Annotated in this window: 23 protein-coding genes and 1 other RNA gene; 12 read left to right on the top strand and 12 right to left on the bottom strand. The window is 36.3% G+C overall.

Going from position 1 to position 23480, the window contains the following annotated elements:
• Positions 1-10: 10 nt before the first annotated feature.
• From NOX80_RS12625 to NOX80_RS12650, 6 genes are all read right to left on the bottom strand, one after another.
• Positions 11-355, bottom strand: a complete 345-nt coding sequence (locus NOX80_RS12625; protein WP_256550149.1) for a hypothetical protein — start codon at positions 353-355, stop codon at positions 11-13.
• Between the two features lie 46 nt (positions 356-401).
• Entirely contained in the window at positions 402-1094 is a 693-nt protein-coding gene (locus NOX80_RS12630) for a hypothetical protein (protein WP_256550150.1), read from the bottom strand.
• Positions 1095-1346: 252 nt separating this feature from the next.
• Positions 1347-2117 (bottom strand): hypothetical protein, encoded by a 771-nt coding sequence (locus NOX80_RS12635; RefSeq protein ID WP_256550151.1) that lies wholly within the window; start codon positions 2115-2117, stop codon positions 1347-1349.
• A 122-nt stretch (positions 2118-2239) separates the two neighbouring features.
• Entirely contained in the window at positions 2240-2752 is a 513-nt protein-coding gene (locus tag NOX80_RS12640) for a hypothetical protein (protein WP_256550152.1), read from the bottom strand.
• Between the two features lie 106 nt (positions 2753-2858).
• The gene (locus NOX80_RS12645; protein ID WP_256550153.1) at positions 2859-3707 is read right to left on the bottom strand and encodes a metallophosphoesterase family protein; all 849 of its coding nucleotides are present in this window, start codon (positions 3705-3707) and stop codon (positions 2859-2861) included.
• A gap of 118 nt (positions 3708-3825) precedes the next feature.
• A complete protein-coding gene (locus NOX80_RS12650; protein ID WP_256550154.1) occupies positions 3826-4902 on the bottom strand; it encodes a glutaminyl-peptide cyclotransferase in 1077 nt (358 codons plus the stop codon).
• A gap of 89 nt (positions 4903-4991) precedes the next feature.
• Between NOX80_RS12650 and ffs the strand changes: the two genes are divergently transcribed.
• From ffs to fsa, 3 genes are all read left to right on the top strand, one after another.
• Positions 4992-5089, top strand: an RNA gene (gene ffs, locus NOX80_RS12655) — signal recognition particle sRNA small type.
• A gap of 97 nt (positions 5090-5186) precedes the next feature.
• Positions 5187-5990, top strand: coding sequence for an SDR family oxidoreductase (locus tag NOX80_RS12660; protein ID WP_256550155.1), 804 nt, complete (start codon positions 5187-5189; stop codon positions 5988-5990).
• A gap of 44 nt (positions 5991-6034) precedes the next feature.
• Positions 6035-6691 (top strand): fructose-6-phosphate aldolase, encoded by a 657-nt coding sequence (fsa, locus tag NOX80_RS12665; protein WP_256550156.1) that lies wholly within the window; start codon positions 6035-6037, stop codon positions 6689-6691.
• A gap of 71 nt (positions 6692-6762) precedes the next feature.
• On the opposite strand, the gene NOX80_RS12670 is transcribed toward fsa, so the two are convergent.
• Positions 6763-8175, bottom strand: a complete 1413-nt coding sequence (locus NOX80_RS12670) for a TlpA family protein disulfide reductase (protein WP_256550157.1) — start codon at positions 8173-8175, stop codon at positions 6763-6765.
• A gap of 155 nt (positions 8176-8330) precedes the next feature.
• Between NOX80_RS12670 and NOX80_RS12675 the strand changes: the two genes are divergently transcribed.
• From NOX80_RS12675 to NOX80_RS12695, 5 genes are all read left to right on the top strand, one after another.
• Entirely contained in the window at positions 8331-9950 is a 1620-nt protein-coding gene (locus NOX80_RS12675; protein ID WP_256550158.1) for an ABC-F family ATP-binding cassette domain-containing protein, read from the top strand.
• A 136-nt stretch (positions 9951-10086) separates the two neighbouring features.
• A complete protein-coding gene (locus NOX80_RS12680; RefSeq protein WP_256550159.1) occupies positions 10087-11808 on the top strand; it encodes a WG repeat-containing protein in 1722 nt (573 codons plus the stop codon).
• A 121-nt stretch (positions 11809-11929) separates the two neighbouring features.
• Positions 11930-14668, top strand: coding sequence for a fibronectin type III domain-containing protein (locus tag NOX80_RS12685; RefSeq protein ID WP_256550160.1), 2739 nt, complete (start codon positions 11930-11932; stop codon positions 14666-14668).
• Positions 14669-15308: 640 nt separating this feature from the next.
• Positions 15309-15824: an imm11 family protein gene (locus tag NOX80_RS12690; protein ID WP_256550161.1), complete on the top strand. Its 516-nt coding sequence runs from the start codon at positions 15309-15311 to the stop codon at positions 15822-15824.
• 212 nt (positions 15825-16036) lie between these two features.
• Complete coding sequence (locus tag NOX80_RS12695) at positions 16037-17746, top strand: hypothetical protein (protein WP_256550162.1); 1710 nt, start codon at positions 16037-16039, stop codon at positions 17744-17746.
• Between the two features lie 42 nt (positions 17747-17788).
• Here the strand turns inward: NOX80_RS12695 and NOX80_RS12700 are convergent, their stop codons facing one another.
• The 5 genes from NOX80_RS12700 to NOX80_RS12720 form a co-directional block, all read right to left on the bottom strand.
• The gene (locus tag NOX80_RS12700) at positions 17789-18073 is read right to left on the bottom strand and encodes a GNAT family N-acetyltransferase (RefSeq protein ID WP_256550163.1); all 285 of its coding nucleotides are present in this window, start codon (positions 18071-18073) and stop codon (positions 17789-17791) included.
• A 1-nt stretch (position 18074) separates the two neighbouring features.
• Positions 18075-18467: an OsmC family protein gene (locus NOX80_RS12705; RefSeq protein ID WP_256550164.1), complete on the bottom strand. Its 393-nt coding sequence runs from the start codon at positions 18465-18467 to the stop codon at positions 18075-18077.
• Between the two features lie 4 nt (positions 18468-18471).
• Positions 18472-19353: a pirin family protein gene (locus tag NOX80_RS12710; protein WP_256550165.1), complete on the bottom strand. Its 882-nt coding sequence runs from the start codon at positions 19351-19353 to the stop codon at positions 18472-18474.
• Positions 19354-19370: 17 nt separating this feature from the next.
• Positions 19371-20252: a pirin family protein gene (locus NOX80_RS12715; RefSeq protein ID WP_256550166.1), complete on the bottom strand. Its 882-nt coding sequence runs from the start codon at positions 20250-20252 to the stop codon at positions 19371-19373.
• An 81-nt stretch (positions 20253-20333) separates the two neighbouring features.
• The gene (locus NOX80_RS12720; protein WP_256550167.1) at positions 20334-20936 is read right to left on the bottom strand and encodes a Crp/Fnr family transcriptional regulator; all 603 of its coding nucleotides are present in this window, start codon (positions 20934-20936) and stop codon (positions 20334-20336) included.
• A gap of 164 nt (positions 20937-21100) precedes the next feature.
• Between NOX80_RS12720 and pyrR the strand changes: the two genes are divergently transcribed.
• The 4 genes from pyrR to NOX80_RS12740 are packed head-to-tail and all read left to right on the top strand — an operon-like array spanning position 21101 to position 23466.
• Entirely contained in the window at positions 21101-21655 is a 555-nt protein-coding gene (pyrR, locus tag NOX80_RS12725; RefSeq protein ID WP_256550168.1) for a bifunctional pyr operon transcriptional regulator/uracil phosphoribosyltransferase PyrR, read from the top strand.
• Positions 21656-21673: 18 nt separating this feature from the next.
• On the top strand, positions 21674-22600 hold the full coding sequence (locus NOX80_RS12730; protein WP_256550169.1) for an aspartate carbamoyltransferase catalytic subunit: 927 nt from the start codon (positions 21674-21676) through the stop codon (positions 22598-22600).
• A 5-nt stretch (positions 22601-22605) separates the two neighbouring features.
• On the top strand, positions 22606-23025 hold the full coding sequence (locus NOX80_RS12735) for a hypothetical protein (RefSeq protein WP_256550170.1): 420 nt from the start codon (positions 22606-22608) through the stop codon (positions 23023-23025).
• Positions 23026-23031: 6 nt separating this feature from the next.
• Positions 23032-23466: a hypothetical protein gene (locus NOX80_RS12740; RefSeq protein WP_256550171.1), complete on the top strand. Its 435-nt coding sequence runs from the start codon at positions 23032-23034 to the stop codon at positions 23464-23466.
• Positions 23467-23480 lie beyond the last annotated feature (14 nt).

Raw genomic sequence — 23480 nt, forward strand, 5'->3', positions numbered from 1 at the left:
TGATTTTAAATTAGGGTAGTCCAATACTTTTTCCGAAGAATCGTTCACGTGCCATATCGTACGTAAGCTTTTCCTTTTTGATGATCCAGGCGATTTCAAATAAACCGGTTAGGTTGGACATTGCTAAGAATCGGGTAGGTTCTTCCATTGAACAATAAAATTCTGCTCGTTCCGAAACAGCGTAGCCTTTACCATTATCGGTTAAAGTAGTTATAACAATAGTCTTGGCATCATCACCGGACATTCCGAACTCGGTATCCCATTTCCATCGTAGGTTGTCTGTTCCGCCAACTAAAATAACATTTTTGTCAATATCGATCCAATTGACTACAAGATGTGTAAGTGATTCACTCATTTTATTTTGTATTATGCTTACTAGCAGGTCGTTTCTTCAGTTTAATTTAATCGTAACTCACTATCTGAGCGTTTAACCAATCTTCTAAGGCTTTAAATTCCTCCGGAACAATAATACTGCTATAATTTGAAAGGCTATCCAGCAGCGCTTCATATTCGTCGCGATCAAAAAATTCGTTTGGCTTATCACCACTTTTAATCATTTGAATATGATATAATTTTAGATCCTCTACCTGTTCTATATAAAACCCGGCAAGAAGCTGTTTGGAATCGGCATAATTTTCTTCCAGATAGGTGCCGAAATTATACTGCCAACGATCGAAATTGACCTGACATTTGAAAGATAAGATTCCGTCTGTAATCGCATATCGGTAAATTATATCTTCCGGGATTACATAAAACAAAGCATCTTCTAAATAAGGAGCCATTGTGTTTAGAAATGCATTGAAATCACTTTCAAAGCCATGTTTAGAATCACTTTTAAGGTGTACATAAATACCAGGTTCCTTAAAATCAGTTATTTTATCATCGATATAAAGTCGCAATATGCTCACTTTACCGTCCGGAGTGTTGGTTACAAATGTATTTTCAAAAATTTTAAGTTCGTTTCCAATCGTATTGGTTTCAGCAACGCCATATTTTTCTGAAAAGAGCATTTCTTTGTCTTTACGAACCCGTAAGACAGCACCATAATTTATGACTGTTGGTTTTAGTTGGTATACGGAGTGTAATGTTCCCATTTGTTTGTAATTGGAATTACAAACATATTGTATTATTTCATTTTTTTGTGAAATTTTTTAAAATATTCGTTTTCGTACGATTACTGAAAATAGAAGTGGTATTCTCTACGTTAATTAAAAATGAAACTTAAAAAGGTATTCGGTTACCTAAAATAGGTAAGACGTGAAATTAGTGTAGTATCCTGATATCACGGATTACAAATCCGCAATATCAGATTTGTAATCCGGTTATAGGCTGGGATAAGGTCTTTTTTATTTGATCAATCTTTTTTGCAGAAAGGATGCGGCATCATTAAATTCCCAGTTATCAATAGAAGCGGAATAGTCGGTTCCGGCATAAATAGCGATAGTGTTCTCTTTTTTGCCCAAAACCGTTTGACTCCAAAAATCGAAATAGTCAAAATAAAATACATTGATACTATCCGGTTGGTGTTTTACTTTATTGCCCTCAGCAAATAAATGAACAGCCGGCGGAATAAGTGTTCGTATTCCGGAATCAGGAAATTCGATAGCCGATTCACCATAGAATACAAATTCTTTTACTTTATCGGAATCCGACATCCGATTATTAAAAGCGGGTTCCTCAAAATCCAATCCGATCATAGCATGAAACTCATCCCGGACTTCATCTTCGTATTCTTCATTTTTGATCATATCGGCATAACTCAAATTCTCCGGATCGACATCAAACTGATCCCAGTCAACGATTTCATCTTTATCATATTCCTCCCAAACCTGACTCGGATTGATGTAACGGAATTCAAATCCGTCAAAACACTGATAAAAGGATGCTAATTCCGGATCAATCTCTTTGTTGAACAGTTGTTTGTATTGTGCTGCCAACATTTGTGCGTTTTCTTCGGATCCTTTTGGGATATATAAATGAGTGATAAACAGATTCGGATCCTGGATGATATTTTTAATTTTGTCGTAAACACGCTGTCCTAAATTCTCGAATTTACTGCCTTGTATCCCTTTGCAATCTTTTAAGTATGCTATTTGATCTAATAAATCGCTATTCATATTTTCAATATTAATTGGTTATAATGGTTTCAGATTTTGTGTTTTTATGAATAAATCAATATGTGAAAAATGCTATTATTGAAGTTTAAGTAAAGCTATATATTATATTGCTTACAAGTGTTTTACCTTATTCTGTCGGAGTATTGCTCTAGTATTAACTCAATTATCGGAACAAATAATGCGATAGCGTCAGTAGGAACTCTCCATGTATATTCTATGTTTTTATTAGCCAAAAGGATGCCTAATTTCCATTCGGAACCGTCCAAAACGATAGCTTTTTCATTCCGTATACTTTCGGGTAATGCTGTTTGTTCCAGCTTTAATAATTGCTCTTTTAGCAGTGCAATATCGGTTTCAGAAACGATTTTTTCCTCTGTTATGATTCGAAGTCGGTCCAGATTGTAAATCCCGCCGGTCCATTGTGAAAAGTTGTATTCAGTGTCCCACTGTCTGAATCCTGAGCGGATCGTTCCGTCCGGGGCTTCAACTATAATTATTTTATACGGAAATCCGCCAATTAACGGAAGTCGAGTAAAATAGGCTAGGATTTTTTCTCCGTCTTTTAAATCAAAGTTTTCAACTTCAATTTCGCCTGCACGGATTACAGCCATTTCATCATTTGTAAGTCGTTCCATATTGTTCTGATTAGCTCTATGCCCGAAGTTTGATAGGATTGGTAGTAACGTTTTCGGTCGGGAAAGTAAACCTTAATCGAAAAGCAACTATTGTTTGCAACATTTTTTATTGTGCTTTCCAGTTAAATTTAGTCATTTTATTTGTCAACTTTTGATCAACAATTTCAATGTCTAATTTTCCGTTTTCTTTTGTTACTATAATCATGCAACCTCTTTCTAAAATTCCACTTTCATTAAATTCAAGTTCTTTTATTTTTACGGATTGGGTTATGCCGTTAAAATCGGTTTCCTGTTTAAAAGGTTCTCCGGTATGTCCGTAAAAGTGGTAATGAAAAATAACCTGGTCTAATACCGTTCTGATTTCGGACATACCGTAGCCTCTTTGACCGCTATCATCTTTATCGTGTGTAATTAAGACGTCAAAAATATCTTTTGTTTTCAGCAGTTTTTTAATTTCCGTTCTTTCATAGTCTTGAATAAACCGCTTTTCGGTTCTTCCTTTCCGGTCACCGATTCGACCGATACCAACAAAAGACAGTGTTTCATTTTCGATTACCAGTTCTTGTTTTAAGCCCGATTTGCAAACAAATACCCTTTTGTAAATATCAATCGGGAATAGGCTGTCTTGATCATTTTCCTTTTCCAGATGGTCTAAAAAGTCATGGTCTTCGTGATTACCACGGACACAAATCATATTGATATTCAGATAGTCTAAAAATGACTTTATTTCTTGATTCTCTTTTGTAAAGTCGTCAAAAAAACCTAGTTCATCTCGGTCATATTGGGCGTGTTTTATAGTCGCTTTATCTAAATTTTCAAGATCAGGATAAGCACCGATATCTCCGCATTGCAAAATGAAATCAATCTTATTCCCGGTTTCTTTCTGGTATAAATCAACTAATTTGAAAGGCAACAATATTTTACCGTGTATGTCTGAAAAAAGGGCAACTCTCATAATTTATGGGCGTCTATTTCGAATTGGCACTATCATTTCCGGTTTTGTCTTCGGATGGGTTAGCGAGTGCAAGTATTTTAAACTTTATGTTCTTAAATTTAAAGGGTTGCCATAAAAATTAGTTTTCGATCTTAATCTCAAACATTTTATCCCAGTTTTTACCGGTTACAAAAATGGTTTTTGTTTTCGGATTGTATGCGATTCCGTTTAAAACATCAAGATCCGGATGTGCCGTTACTTTCGACTTCAGATCGCTTAGGTTGATAATGGCTTCAACGGCACCGCTTTTCGGATCGATAATCGCGATTGCATCTTTTGTATAGATATTGGCATAAATTTTTCCGTCAATCCATTCCATTTCGTTTACCGCTTTAATTTTCGAACCGGCTGTATATACATTGATATAGTCGACTTCCTTAAAGTTTTCAGGATTTACAAACCAGATTTTTTCAGTTCCGTCCGACATAAAAAGGTTTTTACCGTCGTTCGATAATCCCCATCCTTCCATTTGTTTAAAGTAAGGGAAGGTCTTTTCTTTAGCAAAAGTATCTGCATTATAAACGTAGGCTTCGTTATTCTGGTAGGTAAGTTGGTATACTTTGTTGTTTAATATCGTAGCGCCCTCACCGAATACGGTTTGCGGTAATTCTACAATTTTATACACTTTTCCGGTTTTATAATCGGTTTTACGTAAACTCGATGTACCTCGTAATCCTGTTCCGTTTCCGGCGCCGTTTCCGGTACTCTCTATTAAAGTATCACGATAAAATTCCAATCCCTGTGTATAGGCTTTAATATCGTGAGGGTAGGTGTTTAGTATTTTATAACTTAATAATTTGGGTTGAATATCCGAAACTAACTCGATTCGACCGGTAGCTTCATTGGTGTTTCCTTCAAAATAAACCAATGCTTTAATATTTTGATAACCTAATTTTTGATCTTTTAAGGCAAAAACGAATTTTTGGTTGCCTTTGATGCTACCCACTTTTTTATCATTGATGTAATAAATAATTGAGTCGATTGTTTTGTTTTCGGCACTTTTTACAGCCAATGCCAGGCTTTCTTTAGGCTGATATACCTCTTTTAGGTCAGTTGTATCGAGGCTAAATAAAATTTCTTCATTTTTTTTTCCGTTGTCACAAGAGAAGAAAAAAGAGCTTAATAAAATGAATGCGAATGCATTATACTTTTTCATGGTTATTAAAATTGGTTATCACAATATACGATTGTATTTTATATCTCACAATTGCCTTGCAAAAATATAAAAAGATTGTATATTTGCACCGGCAAGTCCTACACGACCAGCTCCTGCAGACTCCTCCAGGGTGGGAACGCAGCAAAGGTATGTGGTTGTAGCGGTGCGATGTAGGTCGCTTGCCATTTTTTTTAGATCTCCTTTTTGGGAGATTTTTTTGTTTCAGGACCTTTTGTAACGGTTTTCTTCTTTATTTTAGCAAACACAAATTTAGAATCCAATATATGGGAAAAGTGGTTTTAATTACCGGAGGCTCATCGGGCATAGGAAAAGCTATCGGTGAGTTGTTATTCCAAAAAGGATATACGGTTTACGGAACCAGTCGGAATCCGGAAAAAGTACAGCAAACGATTTTTCCGCTAATTGCATTGGATGTACGCCAAACCGACACCATTCATCAGGCTGTTAAAACGATTATTGATAAAGAAGGAAGACTTGACGTATTGATCAATAATGCAGGAGTAGGAATAACAGGACCATTGGAAGAAATTCCGGCAGATGAGATCCGAAATAACTTTGAAACCAATCTTTTCGGACCGATCGAAGTAATGAAGTCGGTTTTACCGTATATGCGCCAACAAAATTCAGGATTGATCATTAATATAACGTCAATAGCCGGCTATATGGGATTGCCGTATCGCAGTGTCTATTCGGCATCCAAAGGTGCTTTAGAATTGATCACGGAAGCCATGCGGATGGAAGTAAAGTCATTTGGTATTCATATTACGAATGTCGCACCGGGCGATTTTGTTACAAATATCGCTTCAGGACGCTATCATGCACCGTTGGTTATAGGTTCGGCCTATGAAATTCCATATGGAAATACATTGAATATGATGAATGATCATGTCGACAGTGGAAGTGATCCGAATCAAATGGCGGAAGCGGTATTGGCTATTATACAAAACCCGAATCCGAAAATCCATTATAAGGTAGGCGCTTTTATGCAGAAATTTTCCATTGTGCTAAAAAGAGTACTGCCGGATAAAGTATATGAAAAATTATTAATGAACCATTATAAGTTGTAATTTAGTAACCTGTTTATACACAACTATACATAAATATATTAAAGATGAAATTTTTTATTGACACAGCTAATTTAGAGCAAATTAAAGAAGCACAGGCATTAGGAGTATTGGATGGCGTAACAACGAATCCGTCGTTAATGGCTAAAGAAGGAATTACCGGAACGAATAATATATTAAAACACTATGTAGATATCTGCAATATTGTTGACGGTGATGTAAGTGCTGAAGTAATTGCTACCGATTACGAAGGAATGATCAAAGAAGGAGAAGAATTAGCTGAATTACACGAACAAATCGTTGTAAAGATTCCGATGACAAAAGAAGGAATCAAAGCTTGTAAATATTTTTCGGATCGTGGTATCAAAACAAATGTAACTTTGGTGTTTTCAGCAGGTCAGGCTTTATTGGCTGCTAAAGCAGGAGCTACTTATGTTTCGCCGTTCCTGGGACGTTTGGATGATATTTCTACTGACGGTTTAAACCTGATTGATGAGATTCGTCAGATCTATGATAACTATGCTTTTGACACGCAAATTTTAGCGGCTTCTATTCGTCATACAATGCACGTAGTGAACTGTGCTAAAATCGGAGCAGATGTAATGACAGGTCCGTTATCATCGATTTTAGGTTTACTAAAACACCCGTTAACCGATATCGGTTTGGCTCAGTTTTTAGCGGATTACGAAAAAGGAAACAAATAATAAGAATCCTTATAAAGCAAAAAAGACGGTCTTTAAAATTAAAGGCCGTCTTTTTTTATGGTTTAGTTTGTTTATTTTAGGTTCTTTTCAAAATCAGAATCAAAAAGGCTTACAAAAGCATTCTTGATCATGCCGTTTGGCTGTAGTAAAATGGTACGCTGAATCTTAGTAATTACCCAGTGATCCTTTAATGCTTCAAAATTAGCCGCATGCAATTCGGTGGTATTTTCAAACTGGTATTGTGATAAAATTTGTTTCCATTCTTGTTCGGAATCATCCACATTGATGGAAATAAAATTCAGATCCGGGAATTTTTTCTTTAAATCATTTACCTTTTTATGCACCGTAACCATATGGGCTTTTGCATTTGAAGTCCAGAAAAACAGTACGGTTTGTTTTCCGTTGCTTATCTGATTCAGATCTACTTTTTGCCCTTCTTTATTAATCAAATCGGCAGCAGGTAATTTTTTGCCTTCTGTTAGCATCTGAATAGCATCTCCGATCTTTTTAATTTCATTATGACTACTGTTGTCGGTCGATAATTGCGAATAACGATCAAAGAACTTTTTCTTATTGTGCATATTCTGATCTTCCAGCAAATACATAAATGCAATATTATTCAGAACGCTGTTTTTAATCTTTTCATTTTTAAATAATGTATCCGCGATATTCAGTTTTTTAATATTGCTTTCAATTGCGGTTTCTTCAAGATTAAAATGATGATCCGGTTCTGAATAGGCCACATTGTTTAACATGGCGGTCAGATAACGAACAAAAGGGGAATAATTAGTTAGTTGCGCATTATTAAAATCGATTTCTTTTCTAAAATCGTAATAATTTTTCGGAAGTTTATTGTTGATGGCTTCACCGGTTCGTCGTTCGTGGGCAAAAGGATAGATCTCTTTTTTAGCCAGATGGTTAAAATCTAAGCTACCTTTAGCATACAAATCAAATTTTTCGTCCCAGTTAATTTCGGTCTTTTTGCGAAGATAAAAGGCCTTTTTGCGATCGTAGATTGAATCAATGCTTTTGGTGAATTTTTCATAATCCCGGTCAAAAAGATCAAACATATTGTTTTTGTCGGATTCATTTTTCAGGTACATCTCCATCAGGAAGTTGTTTTTCTGATCGCCGCGACCGCAAAAAACGATCGAATTGTCAAAATCACCGGAATTAATACGCACCATCAAACTGTCATTCTTATCGAAATAGACGTATTGATATTCAGGATCGTGTCTAAAAGTGTACATGCCCGGCGTCAAAGAGTCGAATTTTTTGAAAAAACGGTTCTTTTCGTCTAAAGTAAGGGTGTCTAAGACCTTATTGTCTTTGCAAAAAAGAACATAACGACTAAGAGGGTTAATGACTTCACCGCCAAAATAAGCCGTATAATTATCGCTTTCAAACTTCTTGTTACAGGAAGAGAGCGAACAAATCAGCACAGTAGATAACGGGAGTATTACGTTTTTAATATGGGCAAACATTCAAACAATTTTATCTCTAAACAAATGTATTTCTATATTATAGAAGAGGCTGTTAAGGTACAGTTAAAATAAAGCTTTACAGATTCTAAATTAGATAGTTCAAAACTGCACTATTTTTTCTACTTTTGCAACAATTTTATAAAAATCAATTTCAAATGTTAACAGTTTCAAATTTATCCGTTCAGTTTGGTAAACGAATTTTGTTTGACGAAGTAAACGTAACCTTTACGCAAGGTAACTGTTATGGGATCATCGGAGCTAATGGTGCAGGAAAATCAACCTTTTTAAAGATATTATCGGGAGAAATAGACCCTACATCCGGTCGTGTAATTCTGGAGCCGGGTAAACGTATGTCGGTTTTAAACCAGAACCACAATATGTTTGACGAACATACGGTACTGGAAACTGTTATGATGGGAAATAAAAATTTATTTGCCGTTAAAAAAGAAATGGATGAGCTTTATCTGGATTATAAAGATGAAAATGCCGACAGAATCGGAGAATTGCAAGTGCAGTTTGAAGAAATGAACGGATGGAATGCCGATTCAGATGCGGCTGCCATGCTTTCAAACTTAGGTATTTCGGAAGAATATCACTATACATTGATGGGCGAAATGGATGCCAAATTAAAAGTACGTGTCCTTTTGGCACAGGCTTTATTCGGAAGTCCGGACGTACTAATCATGGATGAGCCTACGAATGACCTGGATTTCGAAACCATCGGATGGTTAGAGAATTTCTTAGCTAATTATGACAATACGGTTTTAGTGGTATCACACGACCGTCACTTCCTGGATGCGGTTTGTACACACGTTTCGGATATTGACTTCGGAAAAATTAATCACTATTCCGGTAACTATACTTTCTGGTACGAATCAAGTCAGTTAGCGGCTAAACAAAGAGCGCAACAGAATAAGAAAGCAGAAGAGAAAAAAGCCGAATTAGAAGAATTTATCCGTCGTTTTAGCGCGAACGTAGCGAAGTCAAAACAGGCCACTTCCCGTAAAAAAATGATCGATAAATTAAATTTGGATGAAATTAAGCCATCCAGCCGTCGTTATCCGGCGATTATTTTTGATCAGGAACGTGAAGCCGGTGATCAAATCTTAAACGTACAAAATCTAAGCGCTTCCATAGAAGGGGAAACATTGTTTAAAAACATTGACCTGAACATGGCGAAAGGCGATAAGATCGTTGTTATTTCTAAAGATTCCCGTGCTACTTCGACTTTCTATGAAATTTTAAACGGAAATATCACGCAGGATTCCGGAACAGTAGAGTGGGGAATTACCACTTCACAATCGTATCTTCCGGCTGATAACCACAGTTTCTTTGAAAACGATCTTACTTTAGTGGATTGGTTACGTCAATGGGCAAAAACAGAACCGGAAAGAGATGAAGTATATGTTCGCGGTTTCTTAGGAAAAATGATTTTCTCCGGTGAAGAAGCTTTAAAAACAGGACGTGTATTATCAGGAGGTGAAAAAGTACGTTGTATGTTGTCCCGAATGATGATGATGCGTGCTAATGTTTTGATGTTGGATGAGCCGACAAATCACCTGGATTTGGAATCAATTACAGCATTTAACAACTCATTAAAGAACTTTAAAGGTTCTATCTTATTTACCACACATGACCACGAGTTTGCACAAACGGTTGCAAATCGTGTAGTTGAACTTACACCAAATGGTGTAATTGATCGTTATATGACGTTTGATGACTACCTTGAGGATGCTAAAATCAAAGAATTAAGACAGAAAATGTACACTGTATAAGAAAGAAAAGCCACTTTAATTGAGTGGCTTTTTTTATACCTTTTTCTAACCGTAGCATAAAATTTTGTGTTTAACCGGAAGGGCATGATTTTTGAAAAGGCAATAAATACTATATTTGGCAATCAATCAAAATACTATGAAGCAACTAATACAAAGCGGATTATGTTTACTTTTCACCATTCAGGCATTTAGTCAGGATGTTACCGTTCCGTATCGTATCGGAAATGTTTTCGGAATATCGGATTATAACGGTAAGCTAATCCGTAAAAAGACTTACGATAAAATCAACTATAACAGAAAAATGCCCAAAGGGTATTTTACGTTTTCTGATAAAGATCAAAAAGGAATTACATTCAACGGAAAAACACTTGTTTCCGGGCCGGATTACGGCGAATTTGGCGTAGAAAAAAATAAATTTATTGTCGCTGAAATCCGCAGTAAACATTCCGAAGGTGAATTGAAGTTTAAAAATAAAACCGATTTTGTCAATTATCAAAACAGAAGAGATGGCGGTTATGCTTTATTCAATTTAAAGGGAGAAAATCTTTATCCGGATAATTTTAAAAAACTTCAACCGGTTGATACAACCGGTGTAAGTTCAAAAGATCCCAAACGATCCCGATATGCTTTACTGGCGGCTACTACTTTTGACAAGCGATATAGCTTAGTCGTATACGATTGTGATAAACAGAAAATTTCAGATTGGCTTTTAAAAGATTATTATAAAGTAAATCTGGAGCGCGATTCTTACGTTCCGGGAAAGTCGATTTCCTTAAAAGCGGCAAAAGAGCAACAGGATGCAGCAACGGCAATGCAGATCTATTATAGAGATGGAAAATTTGCAATCCGACCGTTAACAACCGAGTATTCACCTAACGGAAAAGAAGCCAGAGAAGGTCGGTATGATACCGAATACGGAAGCGGTTCCAGATTGGGTAGGGGAACAGAAGTAACAAATGAAGTTCCGCTTCCGCCGGCTTATGGTAATGTCAAACAACCTATGGAAGCTGACAGTGATATCCCAAAGGAAAAAGTAGTTAAAAAATACCTGAACCATGCTTTCGAAATTAAAGACGGAAAACTTTTTTTAGTAGAAAGAAATACTGCTGTAAAAGAATCCCAGACAACAGCATTTTTAATGCCGCCGACTCCGGCAGGGAAAAATTATTCCTTTGAAAGTATTAAGTACGGTTATGATGTGGTTGATACCAATGAAAAAAGAATAAACCAAAAAAATTTAATTCGTTTTAAAAGTGGTGATCAATATGGTATGCTTATTTCTCAGGAATTGATTATACCGGCACAATACGATAGCATTGTACCACTGCGAATTTATGATTCCGGACGTGGGAATCCGTTGTATTTTATTGTGGCGACAAAAGATAATATGAGTCAGAAACTAAACTTCGGCCTTATTGATATAAACGGTAAACCGATTATTCCGATTCAATATGAAGAATTAGATCCTTATGTTTTGAAATATTCCGGTGATAGAGAACTTACGGATTACAATAAAAACTGGCGTTTTAAGAAAAACGGAAAATACGGGGTAATGAAACCACTTGGTGAAATAGTGTTACCGGCTGAATATGATGAGATTGAAATGAATAAAAAGGACTTTTGGTACCATCAGGATGATTTTTTAAGTCTGAAAAAGGAGGGTTTATATGGTTTGATCATCGATAAAAATTTTAAAGAACAAAACATTATCCCACCGGTTTTTCCTTATAAAGTTGGTTTTTTTGACCGAAATTACCAGAAACAGGATGGGTTATATCTTTTCGGATTATTAGATAGTGAAGGAAAATTCATGTGTTATGCGAGAAAAGATGGCTTTTTATATCAAAAAGAGAAATAGACTACATTAATTTAACACGTTTAACCAAAAAGTAAAAGAATCGTGTGAAAGGGTAACGTTGCATTAAAAGTTAAAGTCGGACAGACCGATACTTTTGCAGCGTCTAACTAAACACACATTCATGAAAAAAATTTACTTGTTACTGCTCCTGGTAGTCAGTCTGACTGCCGGGGCGCAAACGCTGTATCCGTATTTACAGAACGTCACGCCAAACTCGGTTTATGTGACCTGGAAAACCGAAAGTAATACAGAAACGATTGTAGAATATGGAACTTCTGCAAACGACCTGAACGTTACCGTTACCGGAAACACCAACATTTTTACCGATTCCGGCTATCCTGGGAATTATTTTTACCACAATGTAAAGCTGATCAACTTAGCACCAAACACCAAGTATTATTACAAAATTAAAACCGGCGCTTCGGTTTCGGATGTTTATTCGTTTAAAACGCTTCCAAATCCGGGACAAGCAGCTACAGCAGACGGACATATTCGTTTTCTGATTATGGGAGATAATCAGTTAAAAGCAGTACCGCGTTACGATTCTTTGGTATCGGCTGCAAAGCGTAAGATTCGTGAAAAATGGGGGACAGGATTGCCTCCGGAAGATAACATCGCGATGACGTTTATGGTAGGCGATCAGGTTGATGTAGGAACACTGGATCATTACGAGCATGTCCATTTTAAAAAGAACAGAGCTTTATCCGGTAATATTCCGATTCAGACGACAGTAGGAAACCACGAAACCTATGGTACGCTGGGAATGCAATCGTATTATGATCATTTTTATATCAGTGAATTGTCCTATAAAGGGATTTCGTCCGGAACAGAAAATTATTACGCACAGCAAGCCGGAAACGTATTATTTATCAGTATGAGCTCGGAGCATACCGGTGCGGCACAAATGAACTGGTTACAACAAGTTGTAGCAGCAGCGAATACAGATACTACTGTCGATTGGATTTTTTCATTAAGCCATCGTCCGTATCAGGCGGAACAATATGTAGGTGATATTTCAACCTGGGTACGAAATACGGCTGTTCCGTTTTTAACGACATCGTCAAAGTATATTATGCATATCGGGGCGCATCACCATTTATACCATCGCGGACAATTAAAGAATACACCTACTTATAATATCATCTCCGGAGGAACTGCCTGGGATCAGTATTGGGGAATGTCATCGGAACAGGATTTTGAAGATGTGCAGAAAACGATTTGTAACTGGATTTATCAGATTGTCGATATCGATGTGGTAAACGGTAAAATGGATGTGGAAAGCTATTCAATAGGAAGTGTGGACCAATGGAAAAACAACCAATTGATGGATGCGTTTCACCATCATAAAAACAAACCGGCTCCGGCTAAACCATCGATCCAGAATACCTTTACCGGAAATGTAACATTACCTTTAACGTTAGAGGGAAGTCCTTATACGACGACTACAAATGAATTATTAAATACGACTCAGTTTCAGATTTCAAAAACAGCCGATTTTAATATCATCACCAAAGAAGTATATCGCGATTTTGAAAATCTATACGGAATATATCAGACTCAGAAAGATTCTACTGTCGATCGTAATTTAGGTGTCGATATAACCAAAATGACATTAGCGGCTAATGCTATTCCAAATGGAGACTATTATGTAAAATTACGCTATAGAGATCGTAACTTAGGTTGGTCACAATGGAGTGATGTAAAAATGTTTACCGTTACCGGAAGTAATGTTGTAAATACGGCTATTGTAACGGATGCGGTTACCTATGCGCAAAGTAGTCCGATTAAAGTTAATTATACCGATGCTCCGGCGAGTTCTTCTACCTGGATCGGATTATATAAAGAAGGTCAGACACCGGGTTCTGCTACACCGTCACAGACCTGGCAGTATACAAACGGTAGCCCGAATGGTGTAATCACCTTTACTAACGGTTTGGCCAATAAAGGACGTTATTATGCGGCTATTTTTTCAAACGGCGGCTATACGGAAATTGCACCGCGTCAGTATTTTTATGTAGGACCGGTACCGACTGTTAGTACCGATCAGGAAGAATATGCTGTTGGAATGCCGGTTACCGTAACGTTTAGTAACGGACCGCAGTTGGTAAAAGACTGGATCGGAATTTATAAAATGGGACATATTCCGGGAGAAGTAACGGCAACGGCTTATCAATATGTGACGACTGCTTCGGGAACACTAACCTTTACTAATTTACCGACAGGTTATTATTATGCAGAATACTTTTTACAGGATGGTTATAATGCAATAGGAAACAAGGCTTTCTTTAAAGTTGGAAACCTGGTAACGGAATTATGGATTAACAAACCGGTTTACGATTTAGGAGAACAAATTGTTGCGTCCTGGACCGATGCACCGGGTATTGTAAAAGACTGGTTAGGAATTTACCACGAAGGAGAAAACCCGAATATCGATCCGTTATTAAGCTATACTTACTTTAACGGTCAGGCGGAAGGTACATTGGCCTTAACCGGAACGGCTTTGCCAACGGAAACAGGAAATTATTTTTTGGTGATGTTCACAAACGATTCCTATAATGAAGTATCCAACCGGGTTTCATTTGAAGTAGTGGACGGTACTTTGGGCGGCGATAAATTTAAAATCGACAACGGATTAAAAGTATATCCGAATCCGACCAATAATACCAATCAAACGATTGTACAATCGGATTATCCGATCGATTTAATTGAGATATTTAATACAGAAGGTAAGCTAATGTATGCGACTAAAAATGTGAATAATAATAAGTATTCATTAATTACACAGGATTTACCGACAGGTATTTATATTCTGAAAATTCATTCCAGAAAATTGTTTACCGCCAAACTTATCGTTAAATAGTGGATTGTTTATTATAAAGGTTAAGTAAACAACGAAAACTCCTGCAATTGCAGGAGTTTTTATTTTAAAGTTTTCAGGAAAAAAACCGTATCTACTGAATGTTAGTGTTTTATAAAAGATTATGTTCCGTTAGTTTTCTTTTAAACAATTCAAAATCCTTTTCAGGAAAAATCTTTGAAAGTGAGTTGTAGGATGTTTTTAGTTGGTTTAACTGTTTCGAATATCTTGAAACTTCATCCGGATTAGCGAACAACATCTGCCAGTTTTGACAAGCCATTAACTCAGCACAACTATTTTAAATATTCTCTGAACGTTAAGTTGCGCTTGCATCATATCTTGCATATACATCAAAATGGTCATTATTATCTAATTCGTTTTTTAAGTCTTTGAACTTGTCGGCTAAATCGTAAATCATTTTTTTATAATTATAGTTTAAATTTAATTCGGATAGTTGATTTTGTGCTATTAGTAATCTTGTTCTACCGGCAATTTCAATTTCTGATCTTAAAAAATTCGTACTGGAGAGGTAAAACAAAAGTGTTTTTATGAAAGAAAATTTTTATAAATTCGTAAATAAACCAAAAAAGTGGCATCGATAGTAGCGGAAAGAAGCAATCTGTGAATTTTAAGATAAAAAATCATGAAATATTATTTTTTAAAACATATCATTAACGAAGGGGATATTTATATTCCTTTTGAATATGGAGATAGTATAACATTATTAAGAGATAATAAAGATTCTAAGCTTAAGAAAATTCCTTTTGTCGGAAAAAAGGAGACCGATTATTACGCCGTAACAGGGCATGTAATTTCGAATCATTTTAAAACGTTTTTAGAACTAAATACAATTCCAAATATTGAGTTTATTCCTATCACTTTTGAAAATAAAAAGAAAGAGGAGTTAAAAGCCTATGCAATTAAATTTACGACTACAGAAGACTGCATTGATCCTGAAAAATCAGATGTTGTAATACTTCTCGATACGATTAGAGAAATAAATAAAATCTCTTTCAAAAAAGATTTTAACATGAAATTTTTCCTTATTAAAGGATATGATTATGAAATAGTTGTTGATAATGACATGAAGGAGGCAATGGAAAAAAGCAATCTAAAAGGCATCAGTTTTACTGTAATAGATGAAAATTATAAGTTCTAAAAATAAATTACAATCCCGATCCCTTTAAAAAACAAAAATGGAAGATTATCAAAGTTTTATTGGAGCAGACAAAAAGAAATATTTAAATTTCTTTAAAAGCAGAAAATAATCCGATTTATATATTGAGGAAATACGCTTTATAGTACCGAATAAAGTATACAATCAAATAACAATATAAAAGCCTAATCGTTAGGTATAATTTAAATAAAAAGATGCAAACAGAAAAAATACTAAAATACTATTGGAAGATTTTTATTTCTCACGTTTGTGAGTTTTATCCTCTTGAAAAGGAATTTATAAAAAGATATGAGCATGATTTGAATTGGCATTCAATCAGCAAAAATAAAATGCTTTCCTGGGATACCGATTTCCTGGCAAAATACGAGCATCGTCTTAGCTGGCAGGAATTGGGTTGGAATGAGTCCATTGTATGGGATGAAGAAAAAATTGACAAGTTTAAAAAACAATTAAATTGGTATTATCTCGGTCGCAATAGAAAACTACCGGTAACGGAAGATTTTATTATCAAGTATGCTAAAAAAATACTTTTTATAATTGAAGATAATGCGTTTATTACCAAAGAATTAATTGATAAATACAAAATCACTATAATTCCGAAAAATACATTTGACAATCAGAATATAAAAGAATATAGTGAAGATGATTTCGACGAAGTGTTTAATGCTTATACTTTTCACCACAATCAAAAGGTGATTTATGAAAAAGTATTTTTACCGATCATCAATGAACGTTCACTCGAAAAGATATTTGAAGATAAATTTGATTATAGTCAGCGGTACTACTTTTTTGAACCGGTAAAAAATGATATTCATGGATTAACACCAGAATTTCAAATAAAGGATCCCAAAATATTTAATGAGCACCGCGAAAAGAAAGAACCATTTGCCATTAACTCCTTGATTACATTAGTAAACGGTTCTTTACAGGAAGGACCGAACAGATTATATGAAGTTCCGCGGTTTAACAACTTTTCGGGTTGTACGTCCTTACTAATCAGTGAAAATGTAAAGAAAGTTCTGGAACAGTATAAGCTACCTGAACATCTCTTTCACGAAATAGACCTTGTTCCTAAAAAGATCAAAACCGATGCTAAATTCTATGTCTTACAGCTTGCTCACGATACTTTGAATAAAGACCTGATTTATGAGGACAATTCGTTCTATTTTTCATTGTACAAATACTTTGATGAAAAAGGAGCATTCGGCGTTGTTGAGGAAGAAATAAAGAATGCATCCGACCGTAATGCGGCTAGGGAAAGAATAGCTAAACTGTACGACCGAAGAAATGCTTTAATACAACCGGATACCTATCAATTGAATTCGGATTTTGATCTCTATTCCTATTCGCATAGTGACATCATCATTAATCAATATCTGAAAGAGGCTTTAGAGAAAAATTTCCCGGGACAAATACAGTTTAGGTCGGCTCAATTACTGAATATTAAAATTGATCAGGCTAAATATGACGATAAGAAAAATAGGGTAACAGCGACTGAACCTTCTTCAAAACTATTGTACAACGAATCCGAAGATTATAAATTCTTTTTTGCTAAGCGCAACCGACTCGAAAATTTTGATCCGCCGGTAACGATTTTAGAAGATAAAGCCGATAAGTTTACAAAAAAGGAAAGTGCGTTAAATGTTTTATTTACGAGTACATTCAAAGAGAACTTTCTGAATAAGAAAATCAAGGTCAGAGGCTTTAAAATGCTGGCAGTTTCCAATTTTTATACGCAAAACGAATGGGCAGACCGACATCCGGAAACCTATAAATCGGTGGTGATTGCCGAAAACGGAATTGGTGATTCCATTAACCTAATCCTTGAAAAAGACAGTGATCAAACACTTCAAAACAGACTTTTTGTGTTTTTTCATGAAACAGGAGACTATAAAGCAATATAGCGTTAATCCCTGTCAAGCTTTAAAAGCTTGACAGGGATTATATTAAAACAGCACATCGTGGATATCGGTATTTTTATCAAATACACTTTTCGCGAAAGGGCATAAGGGTAGTATTTTGATATGGTTCTTGCGGGCAAAAGCCACGGCTTCCATCACCATGTTTTTACCTACATTCAGACCTTTAAAATCCGGATTCACTTCGGTGTGATCAATAATTATTTTGTCGGAACCCGCCCAGCTATAAGTCATTAATCCGGCTTCTTTTCCGTCGGAAACGGCTTTAAAAAAACCTTTGTTGTCGTTGTTAGTTTGTTCTATTGTTATCATTTTATTTTACTGTTGTTGTTATTTCAATCGGGTTCATCAATGTTTTATGAATCGGACAACTGTTTGCAATCACTTTTAAGCGTTCTTTTTGCGAATCGTCCAGATTGCCGGTAAATTCCAGTTTCCGCTCTAAGCGGGTTACATTAGCAGCAGCATCGCGATCGAAGGTTACCTCAATTTTAATATCTTCTAAATCCCATCCTTTACGATCGGCATACATCCGAAGCGTGATAATCGTACAACTGGCCAATGCCGAAGCAAATAATTCCTGCGGTGCAAAACCAAGATCCTGTCCGCCTAAATCATTCGGTTCATCAGAAACAAGCGTGTGTTTACGAGCCGTGATGGTAGTTGTATAACGTTCTTTTCCGATATGAGCAGTAATCGTATCCATAAGCTTAAAATTTTGGAGGTGGAGGTAAAGGAACAAATTCAGTTTCGCCCGGAACTTTCGGAAACTCTTGTTTTTCCCAACGTTCTTTAGCAGCTTCGATCAATTCTTTGTCGGAAGCAACAAAATTCCAGAAAATAAAACGTTCTTCCGGAAAAGCTTCTCCGCCGAAAATATAAACGGTTGTATTTTCACCCATTTCAAATTCACAAAGCGTACTGTCTTTTGCAATCAGAATTTGTTTCGGTTCAAACGTATTTCCGTCACTTTTAATCGATCCTTCGAGAATGTATAAAGCGCTTTCACCGTATAAATCCTTTCCGATGTTTACTTTTTGCGCGTGTGTACTCTTAATTTCTATAAAATAAAGCGGACTATAAACCGGTACTCCCGATTTTTTTCCGAAAGCTTCACCGGCAATCAGTTTAAAAGACAATCCGTTTTCTTCCCAATGCGGTAAATCATCTTTATCAACATGTACAAAAGAAGGTTCTATTTGCTCTAACGCTTTAGGCAAGGCTACCCAAATTTGTAATCCGTGTAATACTTTTTCGGATGTTCGTAAATAATTTGGTGTTCTTTCAGAATGTACAATTCCTTTTCCGGCTGTCATCCAGTTAACCGCTCCGGGCTGGATTTCAATTTCCGATCCCAAACTGTCCTTGTGCATAATGCTACCTTCAAAAAGGTAAGTCAATGTCGATAATCCGATATGCGGATGCGGCGCCACATCAAGGTTCTGATAGTCTTTTAAATAAGCCGGTCCCATATGATCAATAAAAGCAAAAGGACCAACTGTTCTTTTTTCCCGAAAAGGTAAGAGGCGCCCTACCATAAAGTTACCGATATTGGCAGCGCGCTCTTCTATAATCAGTTGAATGTTTGACATGTTTTATATTTTAGTTGTTAGTCTTCCAAATAGCCAAAACGTCCTATATTAACGTCTTCAAAAGCCTGTATGATCTCCTCCCGGGTATTCATAACAAACGGTCCGTGAGCAAAAATAGGCTCATTAATCGGTGCTCCGCTTAAAATTAATACAATTGTATCACTTTCTAAAGCTTCAATTTCAAAATCTTCGCCTTTATTTTCAAACAATACAAAATGATCAGTAGGAATTTCTTCTGTTCCGTTTACACGAATACTTCCCTGAATTACGAGTAAAGCCGTATTGTAATCGGACGGGAATGAAAAACCGGCTTTTCCGCCTTTATTCAGTTTTGCATTCTGAAGCTGTACCGGTGTAAAAGTTGAGGCTGCACCTTTTACGCCCTGGTAATCTCCGGCAATCACTTCTATTAAACCGGCATTATCGGCCAAAGTATATTTATTGATTTGTTCGTTGGTAATACCCTGATATTTCGGTTTAGACATTTTGTCTTTTGCCGGAAGGTTGACCCATAATTGTACCATCTGGAATTCACCTCCGGTTTTACTAAACTCTTTTTCGTGGTATTCTTTATGTAATACTCCGGAAGCTGCTGTCATCCATTGTACGTCGCCTTCACCGATTACTCCGCTGTTACCCGAACTGTCATGATGCGCGACTTTTCCTTTATAGGCAATGGTTACTGTTTCAAATCCACGGTGCGGATGTACGCCAACGCCTCTCGGGATTTCTGACGGAGCAAAGTGATATTTAGAATTATAGTCCATCATAATAAACGGACTCATACGTTCCATATCCAAATGATAACCGCTTGGAATAAAATTGTGCACTCGAAAACCGTCACCTACAAAATGCGGAGGTCTTGGTGCTACTACTATTTCTATATTCTTTGTTGCCATACTATTTCCTTTCTTTAAAGTTATAGTACAAAATTACAATCACTGCCTTTTTTTCGCATTGATGTAGGATAAGAAATAAAATTAATACGGATTAAAGTTACGTTTGGCCAGTTCTTTCCGTACCCGACTCAAACTTTCGGGTGTAATGCCGAGATAGGAAGCGATCATCCATTGCGGAACGCGTAAAGTGACATCCGGATAGAGTTTGATAAAATCAAGATAACGCTGTTCTGCCGTCGCACCTAATAAAAGATTGATTCGTTTTTGTAAATGACGAATATGATTTTGTAAGGCTCTTTCATTAAAAACCCGAAAAGAAGCGCTTATTTCAGCTGCTTTGTGAATAAAATCCTGATCCAGGTATATAAATGTAGTCGGTTCGACCGCATCGATAAAAAAATCAGACGGTTCATTAAAATAGGTACTGCTCCGGTCACTGATAATCCAGCTTTCGGTTGCAAACTGAATGATATGTTCTTTTCCGGACTGATCAATCGTATAGGATCGGAGTAACCCCTGTTCAACAAAAAAGGAATGATTGCAAATTTCACCGGGTTGTAATATTACCGCACCTTTCTCTATTGTAGCTGTTTTTAGATTATCGGTGAGCAGTTCAAATTGGTTATCGGTTATTCCGGCTTTGGATTGCAGGTAGCTTTTAAGGTTGGGAAAGGGAAGTGTCATATCCAAATATAGTTATATTTTTATAGAAAAACGGGAGAATTTACGCCTATTTAAAGTTTCGTTATAAAGTGATCTATCCCGACTTAAAAAATGTTTTTTCAAAAAACCTGTTCGCAGGATTACAAATTTATTGTACTTTTACCTCCCAAACACAACACTTCATTATGAGTCAAAAAATATTGCTCACTTCGAAAGAAGTCAATATCATTCTGCATCGTTTGGCCTGTCAGTTAATCGAGAAACATCTTGATTTTACAAACACTATTCTTATCGGGATTCAACCCAGAGGGAAATATTTAGCAGAACGAATCAAACAACTTTTAGAGGACGAATATCACGTTAAAGATGTAGCACTTGGATTTTTGGATATTACATTTTTCCGGGATGATTTCCGCAGAAACGAAAAGCCGCTTGAAGCCAATAAGACCCAGATCGATTTTTTGGTAGAAGACAAAAAAGTGGTTTTTATCGATGACGTTTTATATACCGGACGAAGTATAAGATCGGCTTTAACCGCCATTCAGTCATTCGGACGACCATCAGAAATAGAACTTCTGGTATTAATTGACCGTCGTTTTAGCAGACATTTACCGATTCAGCCGGATTATCGCGGTCGTCAGGTAGATGTGATTAATAACGAAAGAGTGATCGTAAACTGGAAACAGAATGAAGGAGAGGACGAAGTCCTGTTAGTGTCTAAAACAACAACCAACAACTAATTTAGCAACAACACAACAATGAAAGAGTTAAGTGTCAATCATTTACTTGGAATAAAATACATCAACAAAAACGATATTGATTTAATTTTTGAAACCGCTGATCACTTTAAAGAAGTAATTAACCGGCCGATCAAAAAAGTACCGTCCTTACGGGATGTAACGATTGCCAACATTTTTTTTGAAAACAGTACGCGAACAAAATTGTCATTCGAACTGGCTCAAAAACGTTTGTCAGCCGATGTAATCAGCTTTTCCGCAGCGCAATCATCGGTTAAAAAAGGAGAAACTTTAATCGATACCGTAAATAATATCCTTTCCATGAAAGTGGATATGGTCGTGATGCGTCACAGCAATCCCGGAGCTGCTCATTTTCTGGCGCAAAATGTAAATGCGAGTATTGTAAATGCCGGAGACGGAGCACACGAACACCCGACACAAGCTTTATTAGACAGTTTTTCCATTCGTGAAAAGCTAGGTGAAGTAGCCGGAAAAAAAGTGGTGATAGTAGGTGATATTTTGCATTCCCGCGTGGCATTGTCAAACATCTTTGCCTTACAGATGCAAGGGGCAGAAGTTAAGGTTTGCGGACCGAAAACATTGATTCCGAAACATATCGAAAGTCTTGGAGTAAAAGTAGAACCAAACCTTCGTAAAGCATTGGAATGGTGTGATGTGGCAAACATGCTTCGTGTGCAAAATGAACGTATGGACGTTAATTATTTTCCGTCAACAAGAGAATATGCACAACAATATGGCGTTGATAAAACATTGTTGGATTCCTTAAATAAAGAGATTGTAATTATGCACCCCGGACCGATAAACCGTGGAGTTGAAATCACATCAGATGTAGCCGATTCACAACAGTCGGTTATCCTGAACCAGGTAGAAAACGGAGTCGCCATTCGTATGGCCGTTATCTATTTACTGGCCTCAAAAATCAAATAAACAGAATGAAAAAGTGGTTCGCATTAGTATTGATTTCTTTTCTGCTGGCAGGATGTACCCTGGCTGAGTTTTGTTGCATCAGAAACTATACGGATCAACCTCTAAAAATATCTTTTCCTGAAAAATCATTTCACCACGGATTTCAAATTGAAATTAAAAAAAGACTGATTGCAGAGAATGAAATTAAAAGCGATTCGTTTCTGAGAAATTTCAAGGCATGGAAAAAAGAAGCAAAAAACAATCGGGTAGAATTTATTATTCCGGCGCAGAGTACCATTTATCTGGAGCGTTTTAAGATTAATTTTAAAGGGATGGAAATCACTCCTGTAGCAACATCAGAAAAGGAACAGGAAAAGATTAAAACCAGAAAAGAAGTGTACAAACCCAGTTTTATGAGTGTGGTGTATTGTCTGGATTTAAAATAAAGAAGAATGGAGAAGCGTAATGACAAAATGAAAACCATTATCGGAATAATTGCAGGTATCTTAATTTTTGTTCCGGCTATATTCTTTGGTGTTCGGTATGTAATGAAACCCTCATTGGACAGTTCTTTAACCGCAATGTCTCATGAAATTAATAAGCAATGTCCTATCTTAGTAGATCGGGAAACCCGATTGGATAATGCTGTCGTATTACCCGATAAAGTATTTCAGTACAATTACACATTGATCAACTTAAATAAAGAACAGGTTGATATAGATGAAGCACAAAAAGTAATTGAACCGAATTTGATCAGTGCGATTAAAAACAATCCGGATATGAAAGATTTCCGGGATAATAAAGTAAAAATCATTTATTCCTATCGCGATAAAAACGGTCAGTTTTTATTTAAAATACTGATTACTCCGGAAAAGTATAACAACTAAAACGTATTTCCCGG

This window comes from Flavobacterium cerinum, from assembly GCF_024496085.1.
GTDB classification, from domain to species: Bacteria; Bacteroidota; Bacteroidia; order Flavobacteriales; family Flavobacteriaceae; genus Flavobacterium; species Flavobacterium cerinum_A.